Origin of the sequence: Comamonas sp. 26, from assembly GCF_002754475.1 — a bacterium.
In the GTDB taxonomy this organism is placed as follows: Bacteria; Pseudomonadota; Gammaproteobacteria; order Burkholderiales; family Burkholderiaceae_C; genus Comamonas.
Map to the genome: position 1 here is coordinate 1,321,309 of NZ_PEFL01000001.1, position 24,633 is coordinate 1,345,941.

A 24,633-nucleotide genomic window follows, 5' to 3' on the forward strand; every position below is an offset into this window, starting at 1 on the left:
TTTTGCTCTATCGCTGTATCCGGAGCATAGGTTTAGCGCAGATAGAGCTTCAGGCTCCAGGGCGACTTGCTCCAGGCCATGGCTTCTTCTTCCAGCAACCGGGCAGATTGGGGGTAGGTCAGCATCCAGTCTGTGGGCGTGGTCAGTCTGAATTCTGTGCCTGCGCGTTTGAGGGTAATGCCTTGCATGTCCGGGTCGCGGCGCGTGTGGCATAGCTGCACGGCAAGGCGCAGAGCCATCAGCGGCAGGGCGACTTCGGGGTTGTCAATCACTGCATCCAGCTTGCGCAGCTTGCCTTGGTGGCCCAGCACCAGCTGGCAGATGCGCTCGCGCAGCTCGGGCTCCCAGGTGGCCTGGCTGCAATGCTCGGTAATGTAGGCACCGTGGCGGTGGTAGTTGCTCAGGGCCACGCGCATGCCCACTTCGTGCAGCTGCGCGGCAATGTCCAGCGCCTTGGTCGCCAAAAGCGAGGGCGCTGTGGGCTGCATGTGTTGCAGCAGTTCGGCGGCAACGCGTTGCACGCGGTGTGCGTGGGCCTCGTCTACGCCAAAATCCAGCTGCAGGCCGCTGATCTCGGCGGCTTCCTTGTCGGCGGGCGGCTCATGGTCCAGCAGGTCATGCAAAACGCCTTGGCGCAGCGCGCCTTGTGCGACTTCCAGCTCGGTAATACCCAGCAAGTCCACCACGGCCATCATCACGCTGATGCCGCCAGCCACCACTGCGCGGCGGTCTTCTTTGAGGCCGGGAATACGCAGCTTGTCCACATGGCCGATGTCCAGCAACTGCTCATACAGATGGCGTAGCTTGGCTGGCGTGATGACGCGGCCATCCAGGCCTTGTGCCGTGAGCGCATCGGCCACTGCATTGGCCGTGCCGGATGAGGCATAGGCGCAGTCCCAGGCTGTGCCGGGGTAGGCAAACTGGGCTTGGGTCAGACTTTGCTTGGCGGCGGCCATGGCGGTCTGAAAATTGGCTTTGTTCAGCATGCCATCGCTGAAGTAATGCGAGCTCCATGAGACGCTGCCCAGCGCAAAGGAGGCAACCTGCAGCGCCTTGCTGTGCTGGCCGATGATGATTTCGGTGGAGCGGCCACCAATGTCAATGACCAGACGCTTTTGCTGGCTGGGCGGCAGCGAGCTGGCCACGCCGCGATAGATCAGCCGGGCTTCTTCTTCGCCGGAGATGACTTCAATCGGAAAGCCCAGCAACTGGCTGCCGCGTTCCACAAATTCCTGAGCATTGATGGCTTCGCGCAGGGTCTGGGTGGCCACGGCGCGCACTTGCGCGGCTTTGAAGCCCGTCAGGCGTTCACCAAAGCGGGCCAGGCATTCCCAGCCACGCTCCATGGCTTCGCGTGATAGTTCATGGCGTGCGTTCAGTCCATTGCCTTGGCGCACTGTTTCTTTGAGGTATTCCACGCGCTCGATGCGCTGGTGGGAGCCGATGCGGCCAATTTCAAGGCGAAAGCTATTGGAGCCAAGGTCTACGGCAGCAAGCAGTGATTCAGGGGCCATTTCTGAGCCAATCTATGTGTTGTTCTAAGAGTGTGGGCGCGAGGCTGATTAGCGCTGCACCTAAAGTTCTGAAATATGCAGTACAGACGCGGTTCTGGCTGGCTTCGGGCGGGTTTCAACCTCTGCCAAGTCAGGTATTTGCCAACTATCACGTTGGCGGTGCTGGCTTGTCTGACACCTGCTTTTGCACAGAGTAGGGGCAGAATTTTGCGAATGAAATATGACGGTTGCATGACGATCAAATGAAGCACAGGGCCGCTATTTCACTCGGAGGCGTATTGAAATGTATGTGTCACGACGCTGTCATAAAAGCTTTTTACAGTTCACCCATCGAATCTTTCAACCCTAAGAGGTCGTTTCATGAAGTTGTCCTTGATTCACGTTCTGGTGGCTGGTGCTTTGTCTGCAGGTGGCATGGCCCAAGCGAACCAGGAAGCCACTGGCGCTGGTGCGAGCTTCCCAGCTCCTCTGTACTCCAAGTGGGCTGCTGACTATCACAAGGCCACAGGCGTTAAGATTAATTACCAGTCGGTGGGTTCCAGCGCTGGCGTCAAGCAGATCGAAGCCAAGACCGTGGACTTCGGTGCTTCGGATGAGCCCCTGAAAGATGATGAGCTGACCAAGAAGGGTCTGGTTCAGTTCCCCACTGTGATCGGCGGCATTGTGCCTGTGGTCAACATCAAGGGCGTGGCTCCCGGTCAGCTCAAGCTCTCGGGCCAGGTGCTGGGTGATATCTACCTGGGCAAGATCACCAAGTGGAACGATGCCGCCATCACGGCTCTGAATCCCGGTGTGGCTCTGCCTGATGCAGCCATCGCCCCTGTGCGCCGCGCTGATGGCTCTGGCACCACCTTTGGTTTCACCAACTACCTCTCCAAGGTCAACGCCGAGTGGAAGGAAAAAGTAGGTGAAGGCAAGGCTGTGAACTGGCCTACAGGTGCGGGTGGCAAGGGTAACGAAGGCGTTGCTGCTTTCGTCGGTCGCCTGCCCAACTCCATCGGCTACGTTGAGTACGCCTATGTGAAGCAAAATAAGATGACCTTCACGCAGCTGCAGAACAAGGATGGCGTCTATGTCTCTCCTGACGACGAAACCTTCAAGGCGGCTGCTGCCGGTGCTGACTGGGCCAAGAGCTTCTATCAAATCCTGACCAACCAGTCAGGCAAGAACGCTTGGCCCATCACATCGGCCACCTTTATCCTGATGCACAAGTCGCAAGACAAGCCTGCTCAGGCCGCTACATCGCTGAAGTTCTTTGAGTGGACTTACAAGCAGGGCGACAAGACAGCTGCCGATCTGGACTACGTGCCCATGCCTGAGGCGGTGAAGACGGTGATTTACAAGTCCTGGAGCAATATCAAGGACACTTCCGGCAAGGCCGTTTCCCAGTAATGTGTGAGTGGCAAGGTGCCGTTCCGGACGGTACCTTTGCTGCTTCTTTCAACCTTTGCGAATAAAGGCGCCCACGTGTCCACAACGTCGCCCTCCAGCTCGCTGGCTGCTTCTACCGATGCCGCCAAGCGACGCTCTCCCTCACCGCCACGAGCACCGATGATGTCGGGTCGTCTGGCGGATCGCCTGTTTGGTGTCCTGGCGCGCAGCGCAGCGATTTTGACGCTGGTGCTGCTCGTGGCCATCATGGGCTCGTTGATTGTGGGCGCCTGGCCCGCCATTCATCAATATGGTCTGGGCTTTCTGACCAGCAGTGTCTGGGACCCCGTGCAGGACCAGTACGGCGGTCTGGTCATGATTTACGGCACGCTGGCCACTTCTGCCATCGCGCTTTTGATTGCAGTGCCTGTGAGTTTTGGCATTGCCCTGTTTCTGACGGAGCTGTCGCCCGCCTGGCTCAAGCGCCCGCTGGGTACGGCCATTGAGTTGCTGGCTGCGGTGCCTTCCATCGTTTACGGCATGTGGGGCCTGATGGTGTTCGGCCCCGTGCTCGCCACCTATGTGCAGCAGCCCCTGCAGTCGCTGCTGACCGGCGTGCCCTATCTGGGCGCTTTTGTCTCTGGCCCGCCCGTGGGTATCGGCATTCTGTCAGCAGGCATTATTCTGGCGATCATGATCATTCCGTTCATCGCCTCGGTGATGCGCGATGTGTTTGAAGTCACGCCCGCGCTGCTCAAGGAGTCTGCCTACGGTCTGGGCTCCACGACCTGGGAAGTGGTCTGGAAAGTGGTGTTGCCCTATACCAAGACCGGTGTTCTGGGCGGCGTCATGCTGGGTCTGGGCCGTGCTTTAGGCGAGACCATGGCCGTCACCTTTGTGATCGGCAACATGAACCAGCTCAACTCGCTTTCTGTGTTCGAGGCGGCCAACAGCATTACCTCGGCGCTGGCCAATGAATTTGCGGAAGCGGGCGAAGGCCTGCACCAGGCATCGCTGATCTATCTGGGTCTGGTGCTGTTCTTCATCACCTTTGTGGTGCTGGCCATGTCCAAGCTGCTGCTCAATCGCCTGCAGAAGAATGAAGGAGCCCGCTCATGAGCTCGACCTCCACAAAAATGCTCAACGCCGCCGATCTGGCGGCTGTGCGCCAGGCCAAGTACGACAAGCGCAAGCGTATGAACCTGCTGGCGCTGGCCCTGTCCTTGGCGGCCATGCTGTTTGGTGTTTTCTGGCTGGTCTGGATTCTGTGGGAAACCGTGCGCCAGGGTGTGGGCGGCCTGAGCTTTGCCTTGTTCTCGCAGATGACGCCGCCGCCTAATGACGAGGGCGGCATTGCCAATGCCATCTGGGGTTCTCTGATGATGGTGACGCTGGCCACGTTTGTGGGCACGCCTATTGGCGTGATGGCTGGCGTCTATCTGGCTGAGTACGACAAAAAGAGCTGGCTTGCCGGAGCCACCCGCTTTGTGAATGACATTCTGCTGTCGGCTCCCTCGATTGTGATCGGCCTGTTTGTCTACACCGTGGTGGTGATACGCCTCAAGAGCTTCTCTGGCATCGCCGGTGTGATTGCGCTGGCGCTGATTGTGATTCCCGTGGTCATTCGTACTACGGAAAACATGCTGGTGCTGGTGCCTGCCAGCTTGCGTGAAGCGGCTTATGCGCTGGGTACGCCCAAGTGGAAAGTCATAATCATGGTCACGCTGCGTGCCGCACGGGCCGGTGTGATTACCGGTGTGCTGCTGGCTGTGGCCCGTATTGCGGGTGAGACCGCACCGCTGCTGTTTACCGCACTGAACAACCAGTTCTGGAATGCCGACATGACCAAGCCCATGGCCAGTCTGCCGGTCACAATCTTCAAATTTGCGATGAGCCCGTATGAGAACTGGCAGCAACTGGCTTGGGCCGGTGTGCTTCTCATCACCGTGGCGGTACTGGGTCTCAATATTCTGGCGCGCTACATCACTCGCCAAAAATAATTCGAAAGTTCACGATCATGACTGCAACCACTGCTCCTTCCAACGTCAAGCTGGCTGTGCGCGACTTGAACTTCTACTACGGCAAGTTCCACGCGCTCAAAAACATCAATCTCGACATTCCCGAGAAAAAGGTCACGGCCTTTATCGGCCCTTCGGGCTGTGGCAAGTCCACCTTGCTGCGCACCTTCAACCGCATGTTCGAGCTGTACCCCGAGCAGCGCGCTGAAGGCCAGATTTTGCTGGACGGCGACAACCTGCTGACCAGCAAGCAAGATGTGGCGCTGATTCGCGCCAAGGTTGGCATGGTGTTTCAGAAGCCCACGCCGTTCCCCATGTCCATCTACGACAACATCGCCTTTGGCGTGAAGCTGTTTGAAAGCCTGAACTCTTCTGATATGGACGACCGCGTGGAATGGGCGCTGCGCAAGGCGGCGCTGTGGAATGAAGTCAAGGACAAGCTGCAGCAAAGCGGCTCTGGCCTCTCGGGCGGTCAGCAGCAGCGCTTGTGCATTGCACGTGGCATTGCCATCAAGCCCGAAGTACTTTTGCTCGATGAGCCATGTTCGGCATTGGACCCTATCTCGACCGCCAAGATTGAAGAGCTGATTGCGGAGCTCAAGAGCGACTACACCGTCGTCATCGTGACCCACAACATGCAGCAGGCCGCACGCTGCAGTGACTACACGGCTTATATGTATTTGGGCGACTTGATGGAGTTTGGCGAGACAGAAAAAATGTTCTTCAAGCCCGAGCGCAAAGAAACAGAAGACTACATCACTGGCCGGTTTGGTTAAGAGCCGAAAGCGGTCGCTAAGACCTCGAAAAACTGAGAAGGATTAGAGCAATGACAGAAAAACATTTGTCCACCCAGTTCGATGCGGAACTCAACCGCGTCTCGGCCCGCGTCATGGAACTTGGCGGTCTGGTCGAGTCGCAGATCCGCAATGCCGTCTATGCGCTGACTAGCTTCAACCTCGATACGGTGGAGCAGGTCATCAGCACCGAACAGCAGGTCAACGGGATGGAAGTCGAGATTGACCATGAGCTGTCTTCCATCATCGCCCGCCGCCAGCCTACGGCGCGGGATTTGCGTTTGCTGATCGCTTTCTCCAAGGCCACGGCCAATCTGGAGCGCATGGGCGACGAGGCCTGCAAGATGGCCCGTATGGTCAAGTCCATCATTGAAAGCGGCGCAGCGCGTTCCCTGCCTAGCGGAGAGCTGCGTATGGCGGCCCAGATGGCGTCAGAGCTGTTGCGTAAGACACTGGATGCTTTTGCCCGCCTGGACACCAAGGCTGCGGTAGCGATCTTGAAAGAGGACGATCTGATCGATGAAGAGTTTGATGGCTTTGTGCGCAAGCTCATCACCTACATGATGGAAGATCCGCGCACCATCTCTGCCAGTCTCGATCTGCTCTTCCTGGCCAAGGCCATCGAGCGTATTGGCGATCATTCCAAAAACGTGGCCGAGCTGATCATCTATCTGGTCGAAGGCAAGGATGTGCGCCACCAGACCATGGCCGAAATCGAATCGGCAGTGCTGTAAGCAGGAGGCAACTGAGGGATGAAGAAGATGCCTATGGTTCTCATCGTTGAGGACGAACCTGCGATTGCAGAGTTGATTGCAGTCAATCTGAGGCATAACGGCTTCCAGCCCGTGTGGGCGGAAGACGGTGTTTCGGCGCAGCGCGAGCTGGATGCCGTGCTGCCCGATGTGATCTTGCTGGACTGGATGCTGCCCGGCGCCAGTGGCCTGTCTCTGGCGCGCAAATGGCGTGCCGACAGCCGCACCAAGGGCGTGCCCATTCTGATGCTGACTGCGCGTGGCGATGAGCCCGACAAGGTGGCCGGCCTGGATGCCGGTGCGGATGACTACATCACCAAGCCTTTTTCCACGCAGGAGCTACTGGCCCGCATTCGCGCCGTGCTGCGCCGCCGCGCCCCCGAGCAGGTGCAGGACAAGGTCAGCATGGGTGAGCTGATGCTGGACGCAGCGGCCCACCGCGTAAGCTGGCAGGGCGATTTGCTCAAAATCGGCCCTACAGAGTTCAAGCTGCTCAATTACCTGATGAAGCACCCCGAGCGCGTGCACAGCCGTGCCCAGCTGCTGGACAAGGTCTGGGGCGATCATGTCTTTATTGAAGAGCGTACGGTAGATGTGCACGTCAAACGCCTGCGTGAATCGCTGGGCGTGGCCGGTGCGCTGATTGAAACCGTGCGCGGTGCGGGCTACCGGTTCAGCGCGCAGGCTCTGGGCTGAAGGCGTTTTTCCGAACCTTGGCTGACCATCACAACAAAGAGCAAATATGGGCTGGCGTGCTTTTCGATTCTTGGCCTCTCAGATCGCCGCAGGCCTTGTGCTCTGGCTGGTTTGGATCTACCTCATTCACCCGGAAGCGACACCGGTCCAGCAGGTGATCGTGGTGCTGGCTGGCTTCTTGCTGGGTGGCTGGGTCTGGTGGCTGGTTGATAGCTGGAATGGCGCGCGGCTGCTGCGCTGGCTGCGTCAGTCAGAGCTGGGAGCTGCACCTGATCTGTCTGGCATCTGGGGCGAGGCCGGGGTGCGCATGCGCCGCTGGATTCGCCAGGGCGAGCAGCAGGTGCATCAGGGCGATCAGCGCCTGAATGATATTTTGTCTGCTCTGCAGGCCAGCCCCAACGGCGTGGTGTTGCTGGATGAGCAGGGCCGTATTGAGTGGTGCAACCAGATATCGGCCAAGCAATTTGGCTTTGATGCCAAGCGCGATGTGCTGCAAAGCATTGGCAACTTGGTGCGAGATCCTCAGTTCAGCGCTTACTTTGCTGCGCATGACTTTACGCATGACTTGGTCATGCAGGGGCGAGAAAGTACGCCTTCGCGGCCTGTGCGCCTTTCTGTGCAGCTGTATGGCTATGGCGAAGGCCGCAAGCTGCTGCTGGCGCGCGATGTCACGGCGCTAGAGCAGGCTGAGGCCATGCGCCGCGACTTTGTGGCCAATGTCTCGCATGAAATTCGCACGCCGCTCACGGTTCTGGCTGGTTTTGTCGAAACGCTGCAAAACCTGCCATTAGAAGATGATGAGCGCAACCGCTATCTGGAGCTGATGGCCCAGCAGGCCGAGCGTATGCGACATCTGGTCGAAGATCTGCTCACGCTCTCACGTCTGGAAGGTAGTCCTCTGCCCAGCAATAACGACTGGGTGTCGGTGGCGAACTTGCTCACCCGTTGTGAGAACGAGGCGCGCGGCCTGTCTAGCGCCCTGACGCGTAAGCAGGTCAGGCCTCATGTACTGAATTTTCCCGATGAAGAAGCGCTCAAGCATGCCGGTGAAATTGCCGGTGCCAGTGCAGAGCTGCACAGCGCGTTTTCCAATTTGCTGGCCAATGCCATGCGCTACACCCCGGCGGGTGGGCAGATTGATGTGAGCTGGCAGATTCTGGGTGATGGAACGGCCCGCTTTTCCGTCAAGGACTCAGGCCCGGGCATTGACGAGAAGCATGTCTCACGCCTGACGGAGCGCTTTTACCGCGTAGACCGCAGCCGTTCCCGTGATACCGGCGGCACGGGGCTGGGGCTGGCCATCGTCAAGCATGTGCTGCAGCGGCATGGCGCCAAGCTTCACATTGCCAGCACGATGGGCAAGGGCTCGGAATTTTCTGTGACCTTCCCGGTGGCGAGGGTGCGCGTCAGCGGTGTGGATTCGACGGCCTCGCTGCTCTCGCGATAAGAGCAGCGAAGGTCGGGTTCAGTGCTCAGGTCCAGTGCCTAGTTTTTTTGCTGGGCGGGCTGGACTGATTCAGAGGTGCGAATCACTTTGAACAAAATGCTGCTGAAAGCAATGGCGGTCACTAACAAAGCTGCCGCGCTGCATGCCCAGAACAGCATGGGCGTGGCCTGCCAGTTTTGCCAGGTGGGGCCGGCTTGCCATTCGTAGGTCAGCCAGTAGCCCATGCCCAGGCCGCCGCCCCAGAGCAGCACGCAGTAAATGAGCAGCGGAGCCACGGTCACGCGGTAGCAGCGCAGCACAAAGATGCAGTAGGTTTGCACACAGTCGGCTACATGGTAGGCGGCCACAGAAAACAGCAACCATGAGGCGAGAGCCATCACCTTGGGGGAGTCTGTGTAAATGTCCACAATCAAGTCGCGAGCTATTAAAAGCGTAGCTGCTAGCGCAATACCAATAAGTGCTGAGAGCTTGAAACACTGTTGAATCAGGCTGCGCGCCTGCACTTCATCACCCGCGCCGCGCCAGTAGCTGACGCGGGCACTGGTGGCAATGGCCAGCGACAGCGGCACCATGTAGAGGATTGCGGCCAGATTGGCCGCAATCTGGTGGCTGGCCGATGAGAGCGAGCCCTGGCGCGCCACATACAGGGCCATCAGCGTGAAGGAGGTCACTTCCACCAAAATGGCCAGCCCGGCGGGTACGCCCAAGCGGCAGAAATACCCCAGCTGTTTCCAGTCCGGCGACTCCAGCTTGGCCCAGAGCGCCAGTGGCTCATAAAAATCCTGCACGCGCACCAGCCACAGGGCGATGGCAAACATGGTGTAGTTGACCAGCAGCGTTGCCAGTGCGCAGCCCACAGCGCCCATGGGCTGCAGGCCCAGACCGCCAAACGTGAACCAGATGGACAGCGGTATCTTGATCAGCAGCGAAAGCAGTTGCAGCCAGGTGACCAGCTTTGGGTGGCCCAGCGCCTGATTCAGTGCGCTGTAAATGCGAAACAGCAGCGCAGGTGGTAATCCCCAAGCCAGCACGGCCAGATAGCGTTTGACTTCGTGCTGAAGCGCGTCTGGCACATCGGTCCAGCGCAGTAGCGCATCGGGCATGAGCAGCACGGCCATGCCAAGCAGACATGCCAGCATGCACAGGTACATGGACTGCCGCAGCGACCGGCCAATAGCCAGCGGTTGGCCCGCGCCGCGTTGCTCTGCCCACAGCGGCAGCAGGGCCTGAAAAATGCCCATCAGCGAGGCATAGACGCTGACGAAAATGGCTGAGCCTACGGACAGGGCGGCCAGCGCATCGTCGGAATAGCGGCTGGCCACAATGGTGTCGGTGGTGCCAAAGGCCATGACGGCCAGCTGGCCTGCCAGCACCGTACCTGCGTGGCGGCCTATGTGTTGCAGCTCGCCCTTCATTGCGCAGCTGCGGAATCTGTGCGCTTGAGCAGAATCAGCACTTCCTTGCGGCCGCTTAGGCGGGTGATGCGGCTCACTTCATTCCAGCCCTGACGTAGCTTGATATTGTGGTCGCCCGCCCAGCGGTCGGCATCGACCAGCGCCCAGTTGCATGGGGCGGTTGGGTTGTGTCGCAGCAGGGCGGTATCTACATGGGTGTAGTAACGCACGGCTGCTATTTGCGAGCGACCCAGACCATAAGTCAGCACGCAGCCGGTAGCCTGCGCTTTTTGCATCTCATCGGCCAGCTGAGACATCTGAAATTCATAGCTGCGCGCATGGTCCAGTGGTGCGATCCAGAGTGTGGACAGCAAAACCCAGCTTAGCGTGGCACCGCCTGCGGGCAAAACCAGACTCTTCCAGATGGCGGCTCGATTGCGTGAGGTGCGCCAGACCACCAGAGCAAACCAGCTTGCTGTGGCTATCAGTGCAATCAGAACCGAAATCCAGGAAATGCTTGCTTCAAATTGAGGAGCTAGACGCGCAATATTGGCGGCGATTTTTGGCGGATACCCTGTCTGAAATGCCAGCCAGACCACCCAGATGGCGATGGCTGAGACGGTGAAAAACAGCAGCGTAAACCAGTCGATCAACGCGCTGATGCTGCGGCGTAAGGTGGGTAGTGCAAAGGCGGCCAGCGTGGCAATGGCAGGCAGGCCCAGCAGCAGGGCGCGGTCTGCGGGTGTGCTGCTCAGGCAGGCGGCGATGGGCACTGCTGCAAACAACAGGGCAATGGACAGATGAGCGTTTTTGCGAGGCGACGAAATCTGACGGCGCCATACCCAGAGTGTCCACAAAGCCAGCGGCCACGAAGGCCAGCAGAACCACAGCAGCAGCTGCAGCAGTCCGCTCAGGTCGTTGACGGAATCCACCAGATGCCAGACCCACTGGTCAAGTGCGGTGGTCAGCATGGCAGCCAGAACCGTAGCCGCCAGCCATGCCGCAGCCCAGATGCGGGCCTGACGATGGGCGCGGCCGGGGTTATCGCCCCAGCTGTGCTGCGTGAAGGCAATCAGACTGCCGCCCAGACCAAACAGTACGGCTATGGTGGGCGCGCCGCTTAGGGCCAAACCCAGCAGGCCGACGAGAAGTGCTACGGCAGATTTGTTGGGGTGGTAGGCCATGGCGGCCGCTGCAAAAAATACCAGTGCCGTGCAGCCCAGCTGGGTGACGTAGCTGGTCGCTTCATGGGATGGCTGGGCCAGCCCCAGGGTGGCGACTAGTGCCAGCAAGGCCGCATCGGCCATGGCTCGGGAGTAGTCAATCAGCTGTGCTTCGCCGCCAAAAGCAAAAGCAACGGGCTGTGCGCCAGGGGTACGGGCCAGGTAGTAGGCACCCCACCAGGTAGCGCCCAGCGTGAGAATCAGTAGCGCAATAAAGGGCAGGCGTGTGGCCAGTTCATGGCCCATCAGCCACCCAAAGCCTTGCAGCGAAAGGGCTCCCAGCCAGTAGGGCAGTAGTCCATCCATGCTGGGGGAAAGGCCGGAGAGCTTTGGCGCTAACCAGCTGGTGTGGCCCAGAGCCAGCTCTCGCATGAAGCCAAAGGCCTCCATGTCGTTGGAGCGCCAGGGGCCGCGCATGACAAAGCCGGGAATGACGTAGGCCAGGCACAGCAAAAGCAATGCCCAGCGCGGCAGGCGGCGCACAGCGCTCTGGGCAACGATGGCGGGTGTGGGCTGGTTCACACAATCAATCCGGTAGCGGCGGTACAAAATTGCACGGCCAGATCAGGCGGTAGCGCTTGAAAATAAAGCGCAGGGTGCTGCGATGATAGGAGCGTTGAGGACGTTGCGGAGCAGGCCTCAAAAGAAAAGGCAGCGCGGTTGCCCGAGCTGCCTTTGTCAGCGAAAAAGTAAAAATTACTTCTTGCCGAAGCGGTTGCGGAACTTCTCCACGCGGCCACCCATGTTGTCCACCGACTTTTGTGTGCCAGTGTAGAAGGGGTGCGACTCAGAAGTCGTGTCCAGCTTGAACAGGGGGTATTCCTTGCCTTCGAAGTTTTCTGTTTCCTTGGTGTTCACGCACGAACGGGTCACAAACTTGAAGCCGTTGGACATGTCCACGAACAGAACTTCGCGGTAGTTAGGGTGAATGCCTTCTTTCATGATCTTCCTTTGGTCAAGTGCGGTAGCCGTGCCTGACCTGCTACAACCCTTGTAGCAGTGGTTAATCAAGCGTACTTTCCGCAATAGAAAAAGCCCACCATTATAACGTGGCGGGCTTGATGAGTTTAATAAAGGCTAAAGCCCGTATGCGGCAATTTATTAACCGCCGCGACGCATCATGTCGAAGAATTCGACGTTGTTCTTCGTCGCCTTCATGTTCTTGATCATCAGCTCCATGGATTCGATCTCATCCATGTTATACATGAACTGACGCAAGATACGCGTCTTTTGCAGAATCTCGGGAGCCAGCAGCAACTCTTCACGGCGTGTGCCACTCTTGTTGAGTTCGATGGCAGGGAACACGCGCTTTTCGTACAAGCGGCGGTTCAGGTGCAGTTCGCTGTTGCCCGTGCCCTTGAATTCTTCAAAGATCACTTCGTCCATGCGGCTGCCGGTATCGACCAGTGCTGTGGCGATGATAGTCAGAGAACCACCTTCTTCCACCTTGCGGGCCGCGCCGAAGAAGCGCTTGGGACGCTGCAAAGCGTTAGAGTCCACACCACCCGACAACACCTTGCCCGACGAAGGCACGACGTTGTTGTAGGCGCGGGCCAGGCGGGTGATGGAGTCCAGCAAAATGACCACATCCTTGCCCAGCTCCACCAGACGCTTGGCGCGCTCGACAACCATTTCTGCCACGTGAACGTGACGTGTGGCGGGCTCGTCGAAAGTGGAGGCAATGATTTCGCCCTTGACCGAGCGCTGCATTTCCGTCACTTCTTCAGGGCGCTCGTCTACCAGCAGCACCATCACGTGCACATCGGGGTAGTTGGACGTGATGGCGTGAGCAATGCTCTGCATCATCATGGTCTTGCCGCTCTTTGGAGGGGCAACAATCAGTGCGCGCTGGCCACGGCCAATGGGAGCAATGATGTCAATGATGCGGCCGGTGATGTTTTCTTCGCCCTTGATGTCGCGTTCAAGGCGCAACTGCTCCTTGGGGAACAGAGGGGTCAGGTTTTCAAACAGCACCTTGTGCTTGTTTTGTTCGGGGGGGTTGCCGTTGACCTTGTCGAGCTTGGTAAGGGCAAAGTAGCGCTCGCCATCCTTGGGGATGCGCACTTCGCCTTCGATCATGTCGCCGGTGTGCAGATTGAAGCGGCGCACCTGGCTAGGGGATATATAGATATCGTCCGTGCTGGCGGTGTAGCTCGTATCGGGGCTACGCAGGAAGCCAAAGCCATCGGGCAAAATTTCGAGCACGCCGTCGGCAAAAACTTGTTCGCCCGCTTTGGCGCGTTTTTTGATGATGGCGAACATCAGTTCTTGCTTGCGCATGCGACCGACGTTTTCGATCTCAAGCGCTTCGGCCTGTTTCAAGACTTCAGACACGTGCAGTGCCTTGAGTTCATTAAGGTGCATGAAATGACTCCAAGCGTGGAGTGAGAATAACCAGGGGGGAGGCGTAGAGCCTAACGAAACACTGTGAAAGTGGGCAGGCTTGCCTGAAGAAAAATCCAGCGCGGCCCCATGCGGTGGCCGGCGGTTTAACCATTATGACAGGAAAAGCGGCGCAGCTTGCAAGCTATTTATTTGGTGCTTGTCATCTGCTGCCTGCGTTGGGCGATCTGCAGATGTAAGCGGGCTAAGCACAAAAACAAACAGGGCCTCAAATGAAGCCCTGTTTTCTGAACACATCAGATGTGCTGGTCGAGGAAAGCCGTCAGCTGAGTCTTGTTCAAAGCGCCTACCTTGGTGGCGGCCAACTGGCCATCTTTGAACAACATCAGTGTGGGGATGCCGCGAATGCCAAACTTGGCAGGAATTTCACGGTTTTCGTCCACGTTCATCTTGGCGATCAGCACCTTGCCTTTGTAGCTTTCGGCCACATCGTCCAGGATGGGGGCAATCATCTTGCACGGGCCGCACCATTCAGCCCAGTAATCCACCAGCACGGTAGTGCCGGGTTGCAGTACGTCAGATTCAAAGCTTGCATCAGTGATGTGCTTGATCAATTCGCTAGCCATTTGTAGTCCTGGATTTTCTTGAATCAAAAAAAGATCGACGGTGTACCCGCCTAGTGACTTGATTGTGACAGAAACTCATCTCCCGCTGCATTGTGTGGCGGTTGTTTACAGCTATGACGTTAATAGTGCCTGTCTTATCGCAGAAATGCCTGCGGTGGTATTCTGCGCAGCCTTTGGTAGTCCGTTGGCTGCCTGTTGAATTAGGTAATAGAAGTATGAGTCTCTCGGAGCCGTTGGTGGCCGATTCTGAAGTGGTCTGTGATGTGGCTGTGGTGGGAGCAGGGCCCGCTGGGCTGATGGTGGCTGAGCAGCTGGCACAGGCTGGTTTGTCTGTCCGAGTGTTTGAGAGCAAGGCCTCGGCCGCGCGCAAGTTCCTCATGGCTGGCAAGGGGGGGCTCAATCTCACGCATTCCGAGGAATTCGCGAGTTTTGTCACCCGTTATAGCTCTCGTACTGCGGAGTTGACGCCCTGGTTGCAGCATTGGGGTGCAGAAGAATTGAAAGCCTGGGCTAAAAGCTTGGGCTTTGATACTTTTGTGGGTACGTCGGGCCGAGTCTTTCCTGCAGATATGAAGGCCGCGCCATTGCTGCGCGCCTGGTTGGTGCGCATGAAAGCCCAAGGGGTGAAATTTCATATGCGCCACCGCTGGCTGGGCTGGGATGCAGATGGAAAGCCTGTGCTGCAGACGGAAGATGCAAAGGTCAAGGTGGACTGCAGGGCTTTTGTGCTGGCAACTGGCGGTGCCAGTTGGGCTCGTCTGGGCTCTGATGGCGCGTGGGCTCCGTTGCTTGAAGGCAAGGGTGTAGATCTTGCGCCGCTGCAAGCGGCTAACTGTGGCTTTGATGTGGGTGGGGCGCAGGGGCGCGTAGCAGGCTGGAGCGACATATTCGCCCAGCGCTTTGCCGGTCAGCCTTTCAAGCCTGTGGTTCTGCGGTTCACCGATGATCAAGGTGTCAGTTTTGCGCGTCAGGGCGAGTTTGTGGCGACGCAAACGGGGGTGGAAGGAAGCCTGATTTATGCTGTTTCGGCCATGTTGCGGGACTGTATTGCTCGCCAGGGTCATGCGGCGTTCGAGCTGGATTTGCTGCCGCAATTTAGCGCCGAGCGTGTGCTGCAAGAAGTCATGCACCCACGCGGTTCGCGCAGTCTCAGCAGCCACCTCAAAGGCCGCTTGGGTCTGGATGGCATCAAGGCAGGTCTTCTGTATGAAGTTCTTGGTAAAGATGGCATGGCTGATTCGGCACGCTTGGCTGCAACGATCAAGGCTGTGCCTTTGACGGTGATTGCGCCGCGCCCTATTGATGAAGCCATTAGTACTGCGGGCGGCGTGCGCCTTGAAGCGCTGGATGAGCATGGCATGTGCACGGCGCTTCCTGGGGTGTTCTGCGCTGGGGAAATGCTGGACTGGGAGGCTCCTACAGGTGGTTATCTGCTGACCGCATGCATGTCATCGGGTGTGCATATTGCTAATGGCGTTGTGAAGTACCTGCAAGGCAAGTAATTTTGTGAAGGTGCTTGGGCAATATGGAGGCTGCATTATTTTTGAGAATGGATTTGTCGTGAGAAAGGTTATTTTTGCTTTAACCGGCCAATAAACAGGCGGCCTTCGTGCAGCTCACGACAAGAGGGCTTGCTCAAATAGTCAGGCGCATGCTTGATTTGCTGAAACAGCCTTCACTGCGGCTCGGCGCTGTTGCATAAATCCGATTGAGGTTGAGTTACCCCAGACCCCAGACGCAGCTATGCCACAGCGACCGTATGAGGACAGCCTAGTTCGGTGAATCGATTAAGGATGGCGGCACGGATGTGCAGTTCGTTGACCTAGCGCTCGAAGGTTCTGGAAATGACCCGCTCACCCAGTCGTTTGATGCAGTTCTTTTGGTCTCCGCCAAGCTGCGTTGGTGGTAACCGTTCCCTTTCCATATCCTTCGGCGCAAACGCCGACATGCGGCGACAGCCGCATTGCGTACCTGGGCATTCTTTCTCGGAGGAATGATGGGAGTGGTGCCTCCTTGCATAGCCGCTTCATAGACCGACTGGGTTTCATAGGCGTCATTACCAGTCAGACTGAGTACGTCTTCGTTGTGAGGAATTTGTTCCATTAGATTCGCCACGACAGCTGTGTCCGTTACCTCATTGCTGGTTACGCAAATCGCACGTATCTGCCGCGTGTGCGCATCAATGTCGATATGCATTTGCGCCACTGGCGGCGGCGCTCAGGGCTGTATTTTTTGCATTTCCACTCGCCTTCACCCAGGAACTTAATGCCCGTAGAGCCCACGAATAAACGCAGCCCTGCCTGGCTAGAGCGATACGGCACATGAATTTGCAGGCTGCGCTAGCGACGGCAGACGGTGCTGAAGTTAGGTGCTGGCCAATGCAGCCCTGACAAATTCACAAGGGATTCAACAAAGCACATCGTCTGACGCAGCGCCAGACCGAACAAATTCTTGATTGTCAGACAAAACTGAATGGCCGTATCCGAGAACTTCGGGCTGCGCCCGCGTTTGCCGCTGGCAGCGGCAAACCACTGTATGTCCTTATTGAGCCAGACGGTCAATGGGCCGCGAGCTTTGAGTGCAGCGTTGTAGTTCTTTCAGTTTGTGGTCGGTAGTGGGAGTTGGAACGAAGCAACTCACTCATCTTGCAAGCCTATCTGTGGATGGCAGCTGTTTATGCAACAACGCCGCGACGAAACAAATTCTGAATCGGCCAGCTTTTTCTAGATAGCCGCTAGCCTCACGGAATTACGTCTCTCAAACTTTGGTCGATTCACTACAGTACTTTGCTGAGGATTTGTAGTGCTTGCAAAGAGAGTGTGCAGGAGAGTTCGGTGGTAAAGGGGAGGGATGTTGCTGGCACTTTCGCAGCGCAAATGTTTCCGCGCTTGCCATCTTCGCCGCAACGCAAGGCATGGTTGCGGCGTGGTTTTTTGAGTGACTTGACCCCTTGCCTGGGTAGTTTGAGTAATTACTCTCAGGGCATCGCTGACAAGAGCTTGCGGAGCTGGTTCAGCAAATCAAAAGCAGTGCCGGTTATCTGGATGCGGTGCAACTATGTGCGGTCGCCAATGTCATAAAGCGTGCGGGGCATGATGGCAATGGGAATGTAGTGTGAAATCTGGCTGATCAGTTCCTGCTGCTTGTACACGAATGTCTTGCTCAGGTTTGCGGGGCACTGCACCAGCTTGAGAATCCTGAAAAGATTGCGGATGGCGTAGTGGCGGGTGCTGACTCTCTGGCGCTGCTTGAACATTTGATTCCGTTGGTTGATCATGGCGACTTTGGTGTCCGGGCGCTGCTTGAGCAATTGATTCAGTCTTCAGGCGGGGCCTCGTGGCAAGATCAAGCGCGGGCTGTGCTGGATGCATTTGAAGATCTAGAGCTTGCTGAGGCGCGGCATATGCTTTCGCAATTTCGCGGGCACTTGCCATGAATTGAATTGTTACAAAGGTGCGCGGGTGTAAACATACATACTTTATATGGTGCTGATGCAGAATTTTGAGCCATAAAGGTGCTTTGCGCAGGGTGGTGTGGGCGGGCAGCCATCCTACGAGGGGAACTCTTGGAGTGGGACAGGTGCTAAAGCCTGGACTCATTACGCTAGCAGTGGTGCTTGGTGAATGAGTGCGATAGACGCACTTAATCATTGGTAAAGGAGGTCGACATGTTTCTCGGCAAGATTTTTGGCTTTGGGCGCTCCGAGCCGCGCTATATCCGCCGTACACGTGCCTACCTGCAAGAGGCGCGCATGGCCATGCTGGAGCACACGATTGCGGCAGAGCATTACCAGTCATCTGCGCAGATGTATGCCGAGCGAGCGGCAAGGCTTGAAGAAGAGCTGCACGCCTGGGAGCAGGGGGATCAGCATGCTCCTGCTGTGCCGCATCACTATGCCTATCCGACACGTGCAGTGCAAAAGGCTGTTGCTGTCGATGCAGCGCCGGTCAGTGGCGTGGTTCGCGCAGCGTGATGGTGTCAAAAAGAAAAGCCTGTATGTGTGAACATACAGGCTTTTTATTGTGGCTCCTCAACCTGGGCTCGAACCAGGGACCTACGGATTAACAGTCCGGCGCTCTACCAACTGAGCTATTGAGGAAGATGTCTTTGAGACTTGCCTTGAGCGATTGCAAGGCAATTAAATTTTGGCTCCTCAACCTGGGCTCGAACCAGGGACCTACGGATTAACAGTCCGGCGCTCTACCAACTGAGCTATTGAGGAAGATGTCTTTGAGACTTGCCTTGAGCGATTGCAAGGCAATTAAATTTTGGCTCCTCAACCTGGGCTCGAACCAGGGACCTACGGATTAACAGTCCGGCGCTCTACCAACTGAGCTATTGAGGAAGATGTCTTTGAGACTTGCCTTGAGCGATTGCAAGGCAATTAAATTTTGGCTCCTCAACCTGGGCTCGAACCAGGGACCTACGGATTAACAGTCCGGCGCTCTACCAACTGAGCTATTGAGGAAAATGTTGGCTAATGCTTTGAAGTGATCAAAGCATTGAAATTCTTGGCTCCTCAACCTGGGCTCGAACCAGGGACCTACGGATTAACAGTCCGGCGCTCTACCAACTGAGCTATTGAGGAAGAAGACCTAGATTATAGGACGGAAAAAGAGGCTCGCAGGAAGTTCGCCAGAATTTCACCAAATTCTCTACGCTTGGGCTCATAAATGCCTACATCGAAGATGCTGTGTGGGGCTGGCGCTATGCTTTTGAATGTTCGCTACAGCAATGTAGCTCTTTGCTTTTTGGATATGGAGCACGAAAGCGGTGGCTCAAAGGCTGCTGCGCATGGTTCTGATATGACAGTTCGCACAATTTTGAAAATGGGTGACCCCCGCCTGCTGCAGGTTGCCAAGCCTGTTACCGAATTTGATACGGATGCTTTGCACCTGCTTCTTAAGGACTTGCTGGACACCATGCATGCCGCCAACGGAGCTGGTCTGGCTGCTCCTCAGATTGGTGTCGGTCTGCAAGTCGTGGTGTTTGGTTCGGGGCAACTCAATCCTCGTTATCCCGACGCACCTATCGTACCTATCACAGTGTTGATCAACCCTGTCATCACGCCTATGGGTGAGCAGGAGCTGCTGGATTGGGAGGGCTGCCTTTCTGTGCCAGGGATGCGAGGCATGGTGCCGCGCTGGAATACTGTGCGTTATACGGGCTTTGATATCTATGGTGATCCCATAGACCGGACGGTGGAGGGCTTTCATGCGCGAGTGGTTCAGCACGAGTGCGATCATCTGTGGGGCAAGCTCTACCCCATGCGGATGCGGGATTTCAGTCAATTTGGCTTTACGGATGTGCTGTTCCCCGGAATTGCTCAGGCTGAGGACGATTGATTTCTCTTTTGCCTTTGCCTGGACGCTATGTCTTGCACGTTTTTGGGCTGCAGGGGCGGCTCCAGTCACTCTTAACCAGAGTGGCAATGTAAGTATTTAGTTCGCTTTTCCACTTTGGAAAGGTTATGGTCAGCACTTTGTATACAAAACTGTAGACAATTTCTGCATTCTGCCGACGTACATTCTCAACTCATGCCCTGTTGGGTATGGCTTTGATTGCGTAATGGAATAGTTCGCCTGACGGACATTGCGCAATCGAAGGAGATTGATGGACTAGCTTAGGTGAATGAAAGAGTTGTTTGCTCTTCGCATGCGCCAGATCGTTCTCACTTAGAAGAACGGCAGGCAGCGATACAAGTCACGAGGCTGCGCATCAAAAAATCGCAGCTTTTGAGTGTGTTGCAAATCGAATAAATAGAGCAAAAGGCCTCCAGAGCCTTAGTACGTTGGACAAATTAGGAGACAGAGATGAGCGATCAGACCGGAGTGCCCCAGAGTTCGGGTGCCCAGCGGCCCGAGGATGAGAACTTAGGCTTTGCAGCCAACCTCATGTATGGCTTGCAACATGTGTTGACGATGTATGGCGGCATTGTGGCTGTGCCTTTGATTGTTGCTGAAGCTGCTGGCATGTCCGCAGCTGATGCCGGTCTGCTGGTGACTGCTTGCCTGTTCATGGGCGGGGTTGCAACGCTGTTGCAAACCTTGGGCCTGCCTTTCTTTGGTTGTCGTTTGCCTCTGGTGCAAGGCGTCTCATTCGCGGGCGTTGCCACCATGGTCAGCATTTTGCATACCGGTGGCGGTATGCAAGGCGTGCTGGGGGCTGTCATGTACGCCTCGGTACTGGGCTTGATCATTGCGCCGGTTTTCTCGCGCATCACTAAATTCTTCCCGCCACTGGTCAATGGCTGCGTGATTACGGTGATCGGCATGTCGCTGATGCCTGTGGCTGCGCACTGGGCCATGGGCGGCAATGCCAAATCTGCTGATTACGGCAGCATGGGCAATATCGGTCTGGCTGGCCTGTCCCTGTTCATGGTTCTGCTATTCAGCAAGCTGGGCAATGCCATGCTGTCGCGCCTGTCCATTCTGATGGCGATTGTGGTGGGTACGGTGACTGCCGTGTTCGTCGGTAAGGCTGATTTCTCGCAAGTCCTCAGCGGCCCCATCTTTGCCGTGCCCACACCGCTGCACTTTGGCTGGCCTACTTTTGATATGGCAGCCACCATCTCCATGTTCATCGTGATTCTGGTGATCCTGGTGGAAACCTCGGCTGACGTCCTGGCTGTGGGCGAAATCGTGGACAGCCCTGTGGATGGTCGCCGCCTGGGTGATGGTCTGCGCGCTGACATGCTTTCCAGCATCGTTGCGCCTATCTTTGGCGGCTTTACCCAAAGCGCATTTGCCCAAAACGTGGGTCTGGTTGCTGTGACTGGTGTCAAGAGCCGCTTTGTGGTGGCGTTCTCTGGCCTGATCCTGATCGTGTTTGGCGTGCTGCCCGTCATGGGCCGTATCGTGGCTTGCGTGCCTCCGTCCGTGCTGGGTGGCGCGGGCCTGGTGCTGTTCGGCACCGTGGCTGCCAGTGGTATTCGTACTCTGGCCAAGGTGGAGTACAACAACAATATGAATCTGATTATTGTTGCCACTTCGGTGAGTGCAGGCCTGCTGCCTGTGGTCGCTCCCAAGTTCTACGACCAGTTTCCTGACTGGTTTGCTACGATTTTCCACTCCGGTATCAGTGCGACAGCTCTGGTTGCCGTGACTCTGAATCTGGTCTACAACCACTTCAAGCAAGGCAATTCCGATCAGCCTTCTGTGTTTGAAGCTGGCTATGGCCGCGTTCTGAGCCAGCACGTGCTTGAAGCTCTGGCCGATGGTGACCGTGTTGAAGGCGGCAAGGTGTTTGACAAGGAAGGCAAGGAAGTGCCGGTCATCCAAGCCAAGCCTGCTCACGGCCATTGATTTGAATAAGAGCCGCTGACACCATCCAGGCAACCGAAGGTTGACGGTTGAGCCTCAAAAGAGGTGTTGGCGGGTCTCAACGAAGTGCGCGCGGTGGGGTCAGATAGCCCCGTCGTGATTGATACCGCTATCCCATGCAGATGGGGTAGCGGTTTTTTTATGCCTGCGGCGCGCAGGCAGAGATGGGCCTGAACAGGCCGTAGATCTAGTGAGCGACGCCCAGAATGGCGTGCAGACGGGCGCTGGTGGTTGTGTATTCCAGCAATGGCTTGCTGCCTTGCAGGTACTCAGCAGCGGCAAACGCAGCCATGGTGGCTTCGTGGAAGGCGCAGAGAATCAGTCGTTTCTTGCCGGGGTAGCTGACGATGTCGCCAATGGCATAAATGCCTTGGGCGCTGGTGGTCAGCGTGGCGGGGTCTACCAAGAGTTGCTTGCGCTCCAGTGCCAGCCCCCAGTCTGTTACTGGGCCTAGCTTGGGGGAGATGCCCTGAAAAATTAGCAATTGCTCGATGGCCAGAGACTGCTCATTGCCCTCGCCATCCATCCATTGCACGGCATTGAGCTGGCCGCTTTCTTGTTGAATGTCGGTGATCTGACCAATCAGCACATCGATGGCGCCGGATTCGCGCAGTTGCTGCAACTGAGCCAGTTGCGCATGCTCGGCATTGAAGCTGTCGCGGCGGTGCATGAGTTGGGTTTTTGCGGCAGCTGCTGCACAGCTGATGGCGGCGTTAACCGCTTCCTCATCACCGCCATAGACCAGCACATTGTGGCCAGCCGCCATATCCAGTTGCAGCGGGTGGTAGTGCAACTGGCCCATTGTCAGCAGCTCTATGCCTGCAACCTTCAATGCCTTGGGCACAAAAGCACCCACGCCTGCGGCGATAAAGACGGTGCGGGCGTGAAACACAGTGCCAGCAGAGCTTGAGACCTGCCAGCGTCCGTCCTCCATGGCTTGCAGGGTCTGAACCTGCTGACCAAGGTGGCGAGGTACTTTCATCGGCTCAATCTGCTTTTCCAGCAGTTGCACCAGTTCTAGCCCTGTGCAGACCGGGATGCCGGGCACGTCGTAGATGGGCTTGTGACCGTAGAGCTGGCTGCACTGGCCGCCGACATGGGGCAGGGCATCAATCAGATGGGCGGGAATGCCCTGCAGACCTAGCTGAAAGGCCTGAAACAAACCCGCCGGACCTGCGCCAATGATGAGGGCGTCGGTTTCCACGGCGGGTTGTTGGGAAGAGGATGCGTTGGACAGGCTCATGCTGTCGAGCGTAGCGCAGACGGCACCCTGAACGGCTTAGCGCTCGAGCAAATCCACTTTATTTGGCTTGCCATTCCACTCGTCGGCATCAGGCAGCGCAGCCTTGCGCTTGGTGATGCTCTTCCAGGTCTTGATCTGGGAGAGGTCGACGTTCAGCTTGATGAAGGCCAACTGATCAGCTGGCACATCTTCTTCGGCAAAGATGGCATTCGCTGGGCATTCGGGAATGCAGACTGCGCAGTCAATGCATTCATCGGGATCGATGACCAGGAAGTTAGGGCCTTCACGGAAGCAGTCCACGGGACAAACATCCACGCAATCGGTGTATTTGCACTTGATGCAATTTTCGGTAACGACGTGAGTCATTGGGATTCTTCTTGTAGGGTGGGATTGGTAAACCCTGTGATTCTAGGTTTTTTCCCGCTTGGCGCCAGTGCCAGGCTGGATAAGGCCGCACGGTGATCTGGTTTGCAGCTCAGATCGACGTGCGGCCGTAGTGCGTTTGCAGGGCTCAATGCACCAGCACAGCACCTGCAGTTGCGTTGCTGGCCGTGTCCACCAAAATCATGGCGCCCAGCTGGCGAGCCTGTGTGAAGGGCGCTGCGGGGATGGCTTCCTGCAGCACCAGCTCCACCTGGCCGATGGCGTTGGCTTCCAGCTGTTGGGATTGTTCTTCACCGAGCGTATTGATGTTGAGGCGATGCACCAGACGGCGTGCCTTGGCCTTGACCCAGCGGTGGCCGTGCAGCGCCCAGTAGACACGGCCAGGCACCAGAGGCTCGTTGTCCATCCATGCCACCGTTGCCGTGATCTCGCGGGTGCTGGGCCATGGGCTGACCGCTGCCGAGGCATCAAAGTCGTCTTCGGCGGCAGCCGCAGCGGCCACGGGAGCCGCCACAATCCAGTCGCCACGCGAGACATCGACCTCGCGGTCCAACGTGATGCCGGCGGACAGGCCCGCGTGCACGTCTTTGGGCGCGCGCGCATGGTCTATGACCTGGGCCACGGTGGCCAACTGGCCGCTGGGCAGAATCTGCACCTGCGCGCCGACCTGTGCCAGGCCTGTTGCGACGCGGCCCCAGAACACGCGGCGGCCCTGGCTGGTGTCGGCAGAAGACGAGAACTTTTCGACCCACTGCACAGGGAAGGCCAGCGCCAGCGCGCTGTCGGTGGGGGTGTTGGGCAACTGCTCCAGCACTTGCAGCAAGCTGGGGCCGTTGTAGCCTGCCCAGTCGGCTTCGGTGTTGACCACGTTGAAGCCTTTGAGGGCCGACACGGGCACCGTGGCTGTGACCTTGATATCGGCAGAGGCTGCAAACTTTTGCAGCGCGGCGCTGATGTGGGCAAAGGCCAGAGCCGGGTCTTGCACGGCATCGAGCTTGTTGACCGCGAAGATCAGCGAGTTCACGCGCAGCAAATGGGCCAGCAGGCTGTGGCGGCGGGTCTGGGGCAGCAGCTCCAAGTCGGCATTCTTCCAGTCCAGCTTGGTGGCATCGACCAGCACCACCGCGGCGTCGGCGCTCGATGCAGCCGTCACCATATTGCGGGTGTACTGTTCGTGGCCGGGCGCATCGCCAATGATGAACTTGCGCGACTCGGTGGCGAAGTAGCGGTAGGCCACGTCGATGGTGATGCCTTGCTCGCGTTCGGCGGCCAGACCGTCGGTCAGCAAGGCCAGATCGGTCTCGCCTGACTTGGTGACCCCTGCCAACTGGTCTTGCAGCACGGCGCGGGTATCGACCAGCAGACGGCCAATCAGCGTGCTCTTGCCGTCATCGACCGAGCCGCAGGTAATAAAGCGCAGCGCGTTGCTGTTATCGGTCTCAAATTGGCCTGCAGCGCTTGAGGCAGTATCGCTGGCAGCTACGGAATTAATAGTTTCAGTCATCA

The 24,633-nt window shown here is 57.3% G+C and carries 21 protein-coding genes, 5 tRNA genes and 1 pseudogene; 11 read left to right on the plus strand and 16 right to left on the minus strand.

Annotated elements, in window-relative coordinates; all coding sequences use genetic code 11:
- Positions 1-32 precede the first annotated feature (32 nt).
- Positions 33-1,514 (minus strand): Ppx/GppA phosphatase family protein, encoded by a 1,482-nt coding sequence (locus tag CLU84_RS06020; RefSeq protein WP_099736408.1) that lies wholly within the window; start codon positions 1,512-1,514, stop codon positions 33-35.
- Between the two features lie 360 nt (positions 1,515-1,874).
- Between CLU84_RS06020 and pstS the strand changes: the two genes are divergently transcribed.
- From pstS to phoR, 7 genes are all read left to right on the plus strand, one after another.
- Positions 1,875-2,906: a phosphate ABC transporter substrate-binding protein PstS gene (gene pstS, locus CLU84_RS06025; RefSeq protein WP_099736409.1), complete on the plus strand. Its 1,032-nt coding sequence runs from the start codon at positions 1,875-1,877 to the stop codon at positions 2,904-2,906.
- Positions 2,907-3,065: 159 nt separating this feature from the next.
- Positions 3,066-4,004 carry a phosphate ABC transporter permease PstC gene (gene pstC, locus CLU84_RS06030; RefSeq protein ID WP_099736410.1) on the plus strand — a complete coding sequence of 313 codons (939 nt, stop codon included), beginning with the start codon at positions 3,066-3,068 and terminating at the stop codon, positions 4,002-4,004.
- Positions 4,001-4,885, plus strand: coding sequence for a phosphate ABC transporter permease PstA (gene pstA / locus CLU84_RS06035; protein WP_099736411.1), 885 nt, complete (start codon positions 4,001-4,003; stop codon positions 4,883-4,885). The genes pstC and pstA overlap by 4 nt, the downstream gene beginning before the upstream one ends.
- A 17-nt stretch (positions 4,886-4,902) precedes the next feature.
- A complete protein-coding gene (pstB, locus tag CLU84_RS06040; protein ID WP_099736412.1) occupies positions 4,903-5,679 on the plus strand; it encodes a phosphate ABC transporter ATP-binding protein PstB in 777 nt (258 codons plus the stop codon).
- 50 nt (positions 5,680-5,729) lie between these two features.
- A complete protein-coding gene (gene phoU, locus CLU84_RS06045) occupies positions 5,730-6,431 on the plus strand; it encodes a phosphate signaling complex protein PhoU (RefSeq protein WP_099736413.1) in 702 nt (233 codons plus the stop codon).
- An 18-nt stretch (positions 6,432-6,449) separates the two neighbouring features.
- Complete coding sequence (phoB, locus tag CLU84_RS06050; protein WP_099736414.1) at positions 6,450-7,145, plus strand: phosphate regulon transcriptional regulator PhoB; 696 nt, start codon at positions 6,450-6,452, stop codon at positions 7,143-7,145.
- Positions 7,146-7,191: 46 nt separating this feature from the next.
- Positions 7,192-8,592: a phosphate regulon sensor histidine kinase PhoR gene (phoR, locus tag CLU84_RS06055; RefSeq protein ID WP_099736415.1), complete on the plus strand. Its 1,401-nt coding sequence runs from the start codon at positions 7,192-7,194 to the stop codon at positions 8,590-8,592.
- 38 nt (positions 8,593-8,630) lie between these two features.
- On the opposite strand, the gene CLU84_RS06060 is transcribed toward phoR, so the two are convergent.
- From CLU84_RS06060 to trxA, 5 genes are all read right to left on the minus strand, one after another.
- Entirely contained in the window at positions 8,631-10,007 is a 1,377-nt protein-coding gene (locus CLU84_RS06060) for an MATE family efflux transporter (protein WP_099736416.1), read from the minus strand.
- Positions 10,004-11,731 carry a hypothetical protein gene (locus CLU84_RS06065; RefSeq protein WP_099736417.1) on the minus strand — a complete coding sequence of 576 codons (1,728 nt, stop codon included), beginning with the start codon at positions 11,729-11,731 and terminating at the stop codon, positions 10,004-10,006. The genes CLU84_RS06060 and CLU84_RS06065 overlap by 4 nt, the downstream gene beginning before the upstream one ends.
- A gap of 174 nt (positions 11,732-11,905) precedes the next feature.
- Complete coding sequence (locus CLU84_RS06070) at positions 11,906-12,151, minus strand: type B 50S ribosomal protein L31 (RefSeq protein ID WP_099736418.1); 246 nt, start codon at positions 12,149-12,151, stop codon at positions 11,906-11,908.
- Positions 12,152-12,310: 159 nt separating this feature from the next.
- The gene (gene rho / locus CLU84_RS06075; RefSeq protein ID WP_099736419.1) at positions 12,311-13,573 is read right to left on the minus strand and encodes a transcription termination factor Rho; all 1,263 of its coding nucleotides are present in this window, start codon (positions 13,571-13,573) and stop codon (positions 12,311-12,313) included.
- A 275-nt stretch (positions 13,574-13,848) separates the two neighbouring features.
- Positions 13,849-14,178, minus strand: a complete 330-nt coding sequence (trxA, locus tag CLU84_RS06080; RefSeq protein WP_099736420.1) for a thioredoxin TrxA — start codon at positions 14,176-14,178, stop codon at positions 13,849-13,851.
- 215 nt (positions 14,179-14,393) lie between these two features.
- On the opposite strand from trxA, the gene CLU84_RS06085 reads away from it, so the two are divergent.
- Positions 14,394-15,680, plus strand: coding sequence for a TIGR03862 family flavoprotein (locus CLU84_RS06085; RefSeq protein ID WP_099736421.1), 1,287 nt, complete (start codon positions 14,394-14,396; stop codon positions 15,678-15,680).
- 239 nt (positions 15,681-15,919) lie between these two features.
- Here CLU84_RS06085 and CLU84_RS06090 read toward each other — a convergent pair.
- Positions 15,920-16,822: pseudogene (locus CLU84_RS06090) on the minus strand (IS5 family transposase).
- Positions 16,823-17,233: 411 nt separating this feature from the next.
- Positions 17,234-17,455: a hypothetical protein gene (locus CLU84_RS06095; protein WP_144445413.1), complete on the minus strand. Its 222-nt coding sequence runs from the start codon at positions 17,453-17,455 to the stop codon at positions 17,234-17,236.
- Positions 17,456-17,845: 390 nt separating this feature from the next.
- Here CLU84_RS06095 and CLU84_RS06100 point away from each other — a divergent pair, with 390 nt between their 5' ends.
- The gene (locus CLU84_RS06100; protein ID WP_099736423.1) at positions 17,846-18,151 is read left to right on the plus strand and encodes a hypothetical protein; all 306 of its coding nucleotides are present in this window, start codon (positions 17,846-17,848) and stop codon (positions 18,149-18,151) included.
- Positions 18,152-18,201: 50 nt separating this feature from the next.
- Here the strand turns inward: CLU84_RS06100 and CLU84_RS06105 are convergent.
- The 5 genes from CLU84_RS06105 to CLU84_RS06125 form a co-directional block, all read right to left on the minus strand.
- Positions 18,202-18,277: transfer RNA gene (locus CLU84_RS06105), tRNA-Asn, on the minus strand.
- Between the two features lie 47 nt (positions 18,278-18,324).
- Positions 18,325-18,400 (minus strand) — tRNA-Asn (locus tag CLU84_RS06110).
- A gap of 47 nt (positions 18,401-18,447) precedes the next feature.
- Positions 18,448-18,523, minus strand: a tRNA-Asn gene (locus tag CLU84_RS06115).
- A gap of 47 nt (positions 18,524-18,570) precedes the next feature.
- Positions 18,571-18,646, minus strand: a tRNA-Asn gene (locus CLU84_RS06120).
- A 44-nt stretch (positions 18,647-18,690) separates the two neighbouring features.
- Positions 18,691-18,766 (minus strand) — tRNA-Asn (locus tag CLU84_RS06125).
- A 217-nt stretch (positions 18,767-18,983) separates the two neighbouring features.
- Here CLU84_RS06125 and def point away from each other — a divergent pair.
- Both def and CLU84_RS06135 read left to right on the plus strand, forming a co-directional pair.
- Positions 18,984-19,523: a peptide deformylase gene (gene def / locus CLU84_RS06130; RefSeq protein ID WP_099737893.1), complete on the plus strand. Its 540-nt coding sequence runs from the start codon at positions 18,984-18,986 to the stop codon at positions 19,521-19,523.
- 468 nt (positions 19,524-19,991) lie between these two features.
- The gene (locus CLU84_RS06135) at positions 19,992-21,482 is read left to right on the plus strand and encodes a nucleobase:cation symporter-2 family protein (protein WP_099736424.1); all 1,491 of its coding nucleotides are present in this window, start codon (positions 19,992-19,994) and stop codon (positions 21,480-21,482) included.
- 205 nt (positions 21,483-21,687) lie between these two features.
- Here CLU84_RS06135 and CLU84_RS06140 read toward each other — a convergent pair whose 3' ends face one another.
- The 3 genes from CLU84_RS06140 to CLU84_RS06150 form a co-directional block, all read right to left on the minus strand.
- Positions 21,688-22,743 (minus strand): NAD(P)/FAD-dependent oxidoreductase, encoded by a 1,056-nt coding sequence (locus CLU84_RS06140; protein ID WP_099736425.1) that lies wholly within the window; start codon positions 22,741-22,743, stop codon positions 21,688-21,690.
- 36 nt (positions 22,744-22,779) lie between these two features.
- The gene (gene fdxA / locus CLU84_RS06145) at positions 22,780-23,109 is read right to left on the minus strand and encodes a ferredoxin FdxA (protein WP_099736426.1); all 330 of its coding nucleotides are present in this window, start codon (positions 23,107-23,109) and stop codon (positions 22,780-22,782) included.
- Between the two features lie 145 nt (positions 23,110-23,254).
- The gene (locus CLU84_RS06150; protein WP_099736427.1) at positions 23,255-24,631 is read right to left on the minus strand and encodes a sulfate adenylyltransferase subunit 1; all 1,377 of its coding nucleotides are present in this window, start codon (positions 24,629-24,631) and stop codon (positions 23,255-23,257) included.
- Between the last annotated feature and the right edge of the window lie 2 nt (positions 24,632-24,633).

What these genes read in the sequence shown, in the direction of transcription:
- CLU84_RS06020 (WP_099736408.1), bottom strand. Translation starts at nt 1,514, where the DNA reads ATGGCCCCTGAATCACTGCTTGCTGCCGTAGACCTTGGCTCCAATAGC.
- pstS (WP_099736409.1), top strand. Translation starts at nt 1,875, where the DNA reads ATGAAGTTGTCCTTGATTCACGTTCTGGTGGCTGGTGCTTTGTCTGCA.
- pstC (WP_099736410.1), top strand. Translation starts at nt 3,066, where the DNA reads ATGATGTCGGGTCGTCTGGCGGATCGCCTGTTTGGTGTCCTGGCGCGC.
- pstA (WP_099736411.1), top strand. Translation starts at nt 4,001, where the DNA reads ATGAGCTCGACCTCCACAAAAATGCTCAACGCCGCCGATCTGGCGGCT.
- pstB (WP_099736412.1), top strand. Translation starts at nt 4,903, where the DNA reads ATGACTGCAACCACTGCTCCTTCCAACGTCAAGCTGGCTGTGCGCGAC.
- phoU (WP_099736413.1), top strand. Translation starts at nt 5,730, where the DNA reads ATGACAGAAAAACATTTGTCCACCCAGTTCGATGCGGAACTCAACCGC.
- phoB (WP_099736414.1), top strand. Translation starts at nt 6,450, where the DNA reads ATGAAGAAGATGCCTATGGTTCTCATCGTTGAGGACGAACCTGCGATT.
- phoR (WP_099736415.1), top strand. Translation starts at nt 7,192, where the DNA reads ATGGGCTGGCGTGCTTTTCGATTCTTGGCCTCTCAGATCGCCGCAGGC.
- CLU84_RS06060 (WP_099736416.1), bottom strand. Translation starts at nt 10,007, where the DNA reads ATGAAGGGCGAGCTGCAACACATAGGCCGCCACGCAGGTACGGTGCTG.
- CLU84_RS06070 (WP_099736418.1), bottom strand. Translation starts at nt 12,151, where the DNA reads ATGAAAGAAGGCATTCACCCTAACTACCGCGAAGTTCTGTTCGTGGAC.
- rho (WP_099736419.1), bottom strand. Translation starts at nt 13,573, where the DNA reads ATGCACCTTAATGAACTCAAGGCACTGCACGTGTCTGAAGTCTTGAAA.
- trxA (WP_099736420.1), bottom strand. Translation starts at nt 14,178, where the DNA reads ATGGCTAGCGAATTGATCAAGCACATCACTGATGCAAGCTTTGAATCT.
- CLU84_RS06085 (WP_099736421.1), top strand. Translation starts at nt 14,394, where the DNA reads ATGAGTCTCTCGGAGCCGTTGGTGGCCGATTCTGAAGTGGTCTGTGAT.
- CLU84_RS06095 (WP_144445413.1), bottom strand. Translation starts at nt 17,455, where the DNA reads ATGATCAACCAACGGAATCAAATGTTCAAGCAGCGCCAGAGAGTCAGC.
- CLU84_RS06100 (WP_099736423.1), top strand. Translation starts at nt 17,846, where the DNA reads ATGTTTCTCGGCAAGATTTTTGGCTTTGGGCGCTCCGAGCCGCGCTAT.
- def (WP_099737893.1), top strand. Translation starts at nt 18,984, where the DNA reads ATGACAGTTCGCACAATTTTGAAAATGGGTGACCCCCGCCTGCTGCAG.
- CLU84_RS06135 (WP_099736424.1), top strand. Translation starts at nt 19,992, where the DNA reads ATGAGCGATCAGACCGGAGTGCCCCAGAGTTCGGGTGCCCAGCGGCCC.
- CLU84_RS06140 (WP_099736425.1), bottom strand. Translation starts at nt 22,743, where the DNA reads ATGAGCCTGTCCAACGCATCCTCTTCCCAACAACCCGCCGTGGAAACC.
- fdxA (WP_099736426.1), bottom strand. Translation starts at nt 23,109, where the DNA reads ATGACTCACGTCGTTACCGAAAATTGCATCAAGTGCAAATACACCGAT.
- CLU84_RS06150 (WP_099736427.1), bottom strand. Translation starts at nt 24,631, where the DNA reads ATGACTGAAACTATTAATTCCGTAGCTGCCAGCGATACTGCCTCAAGC.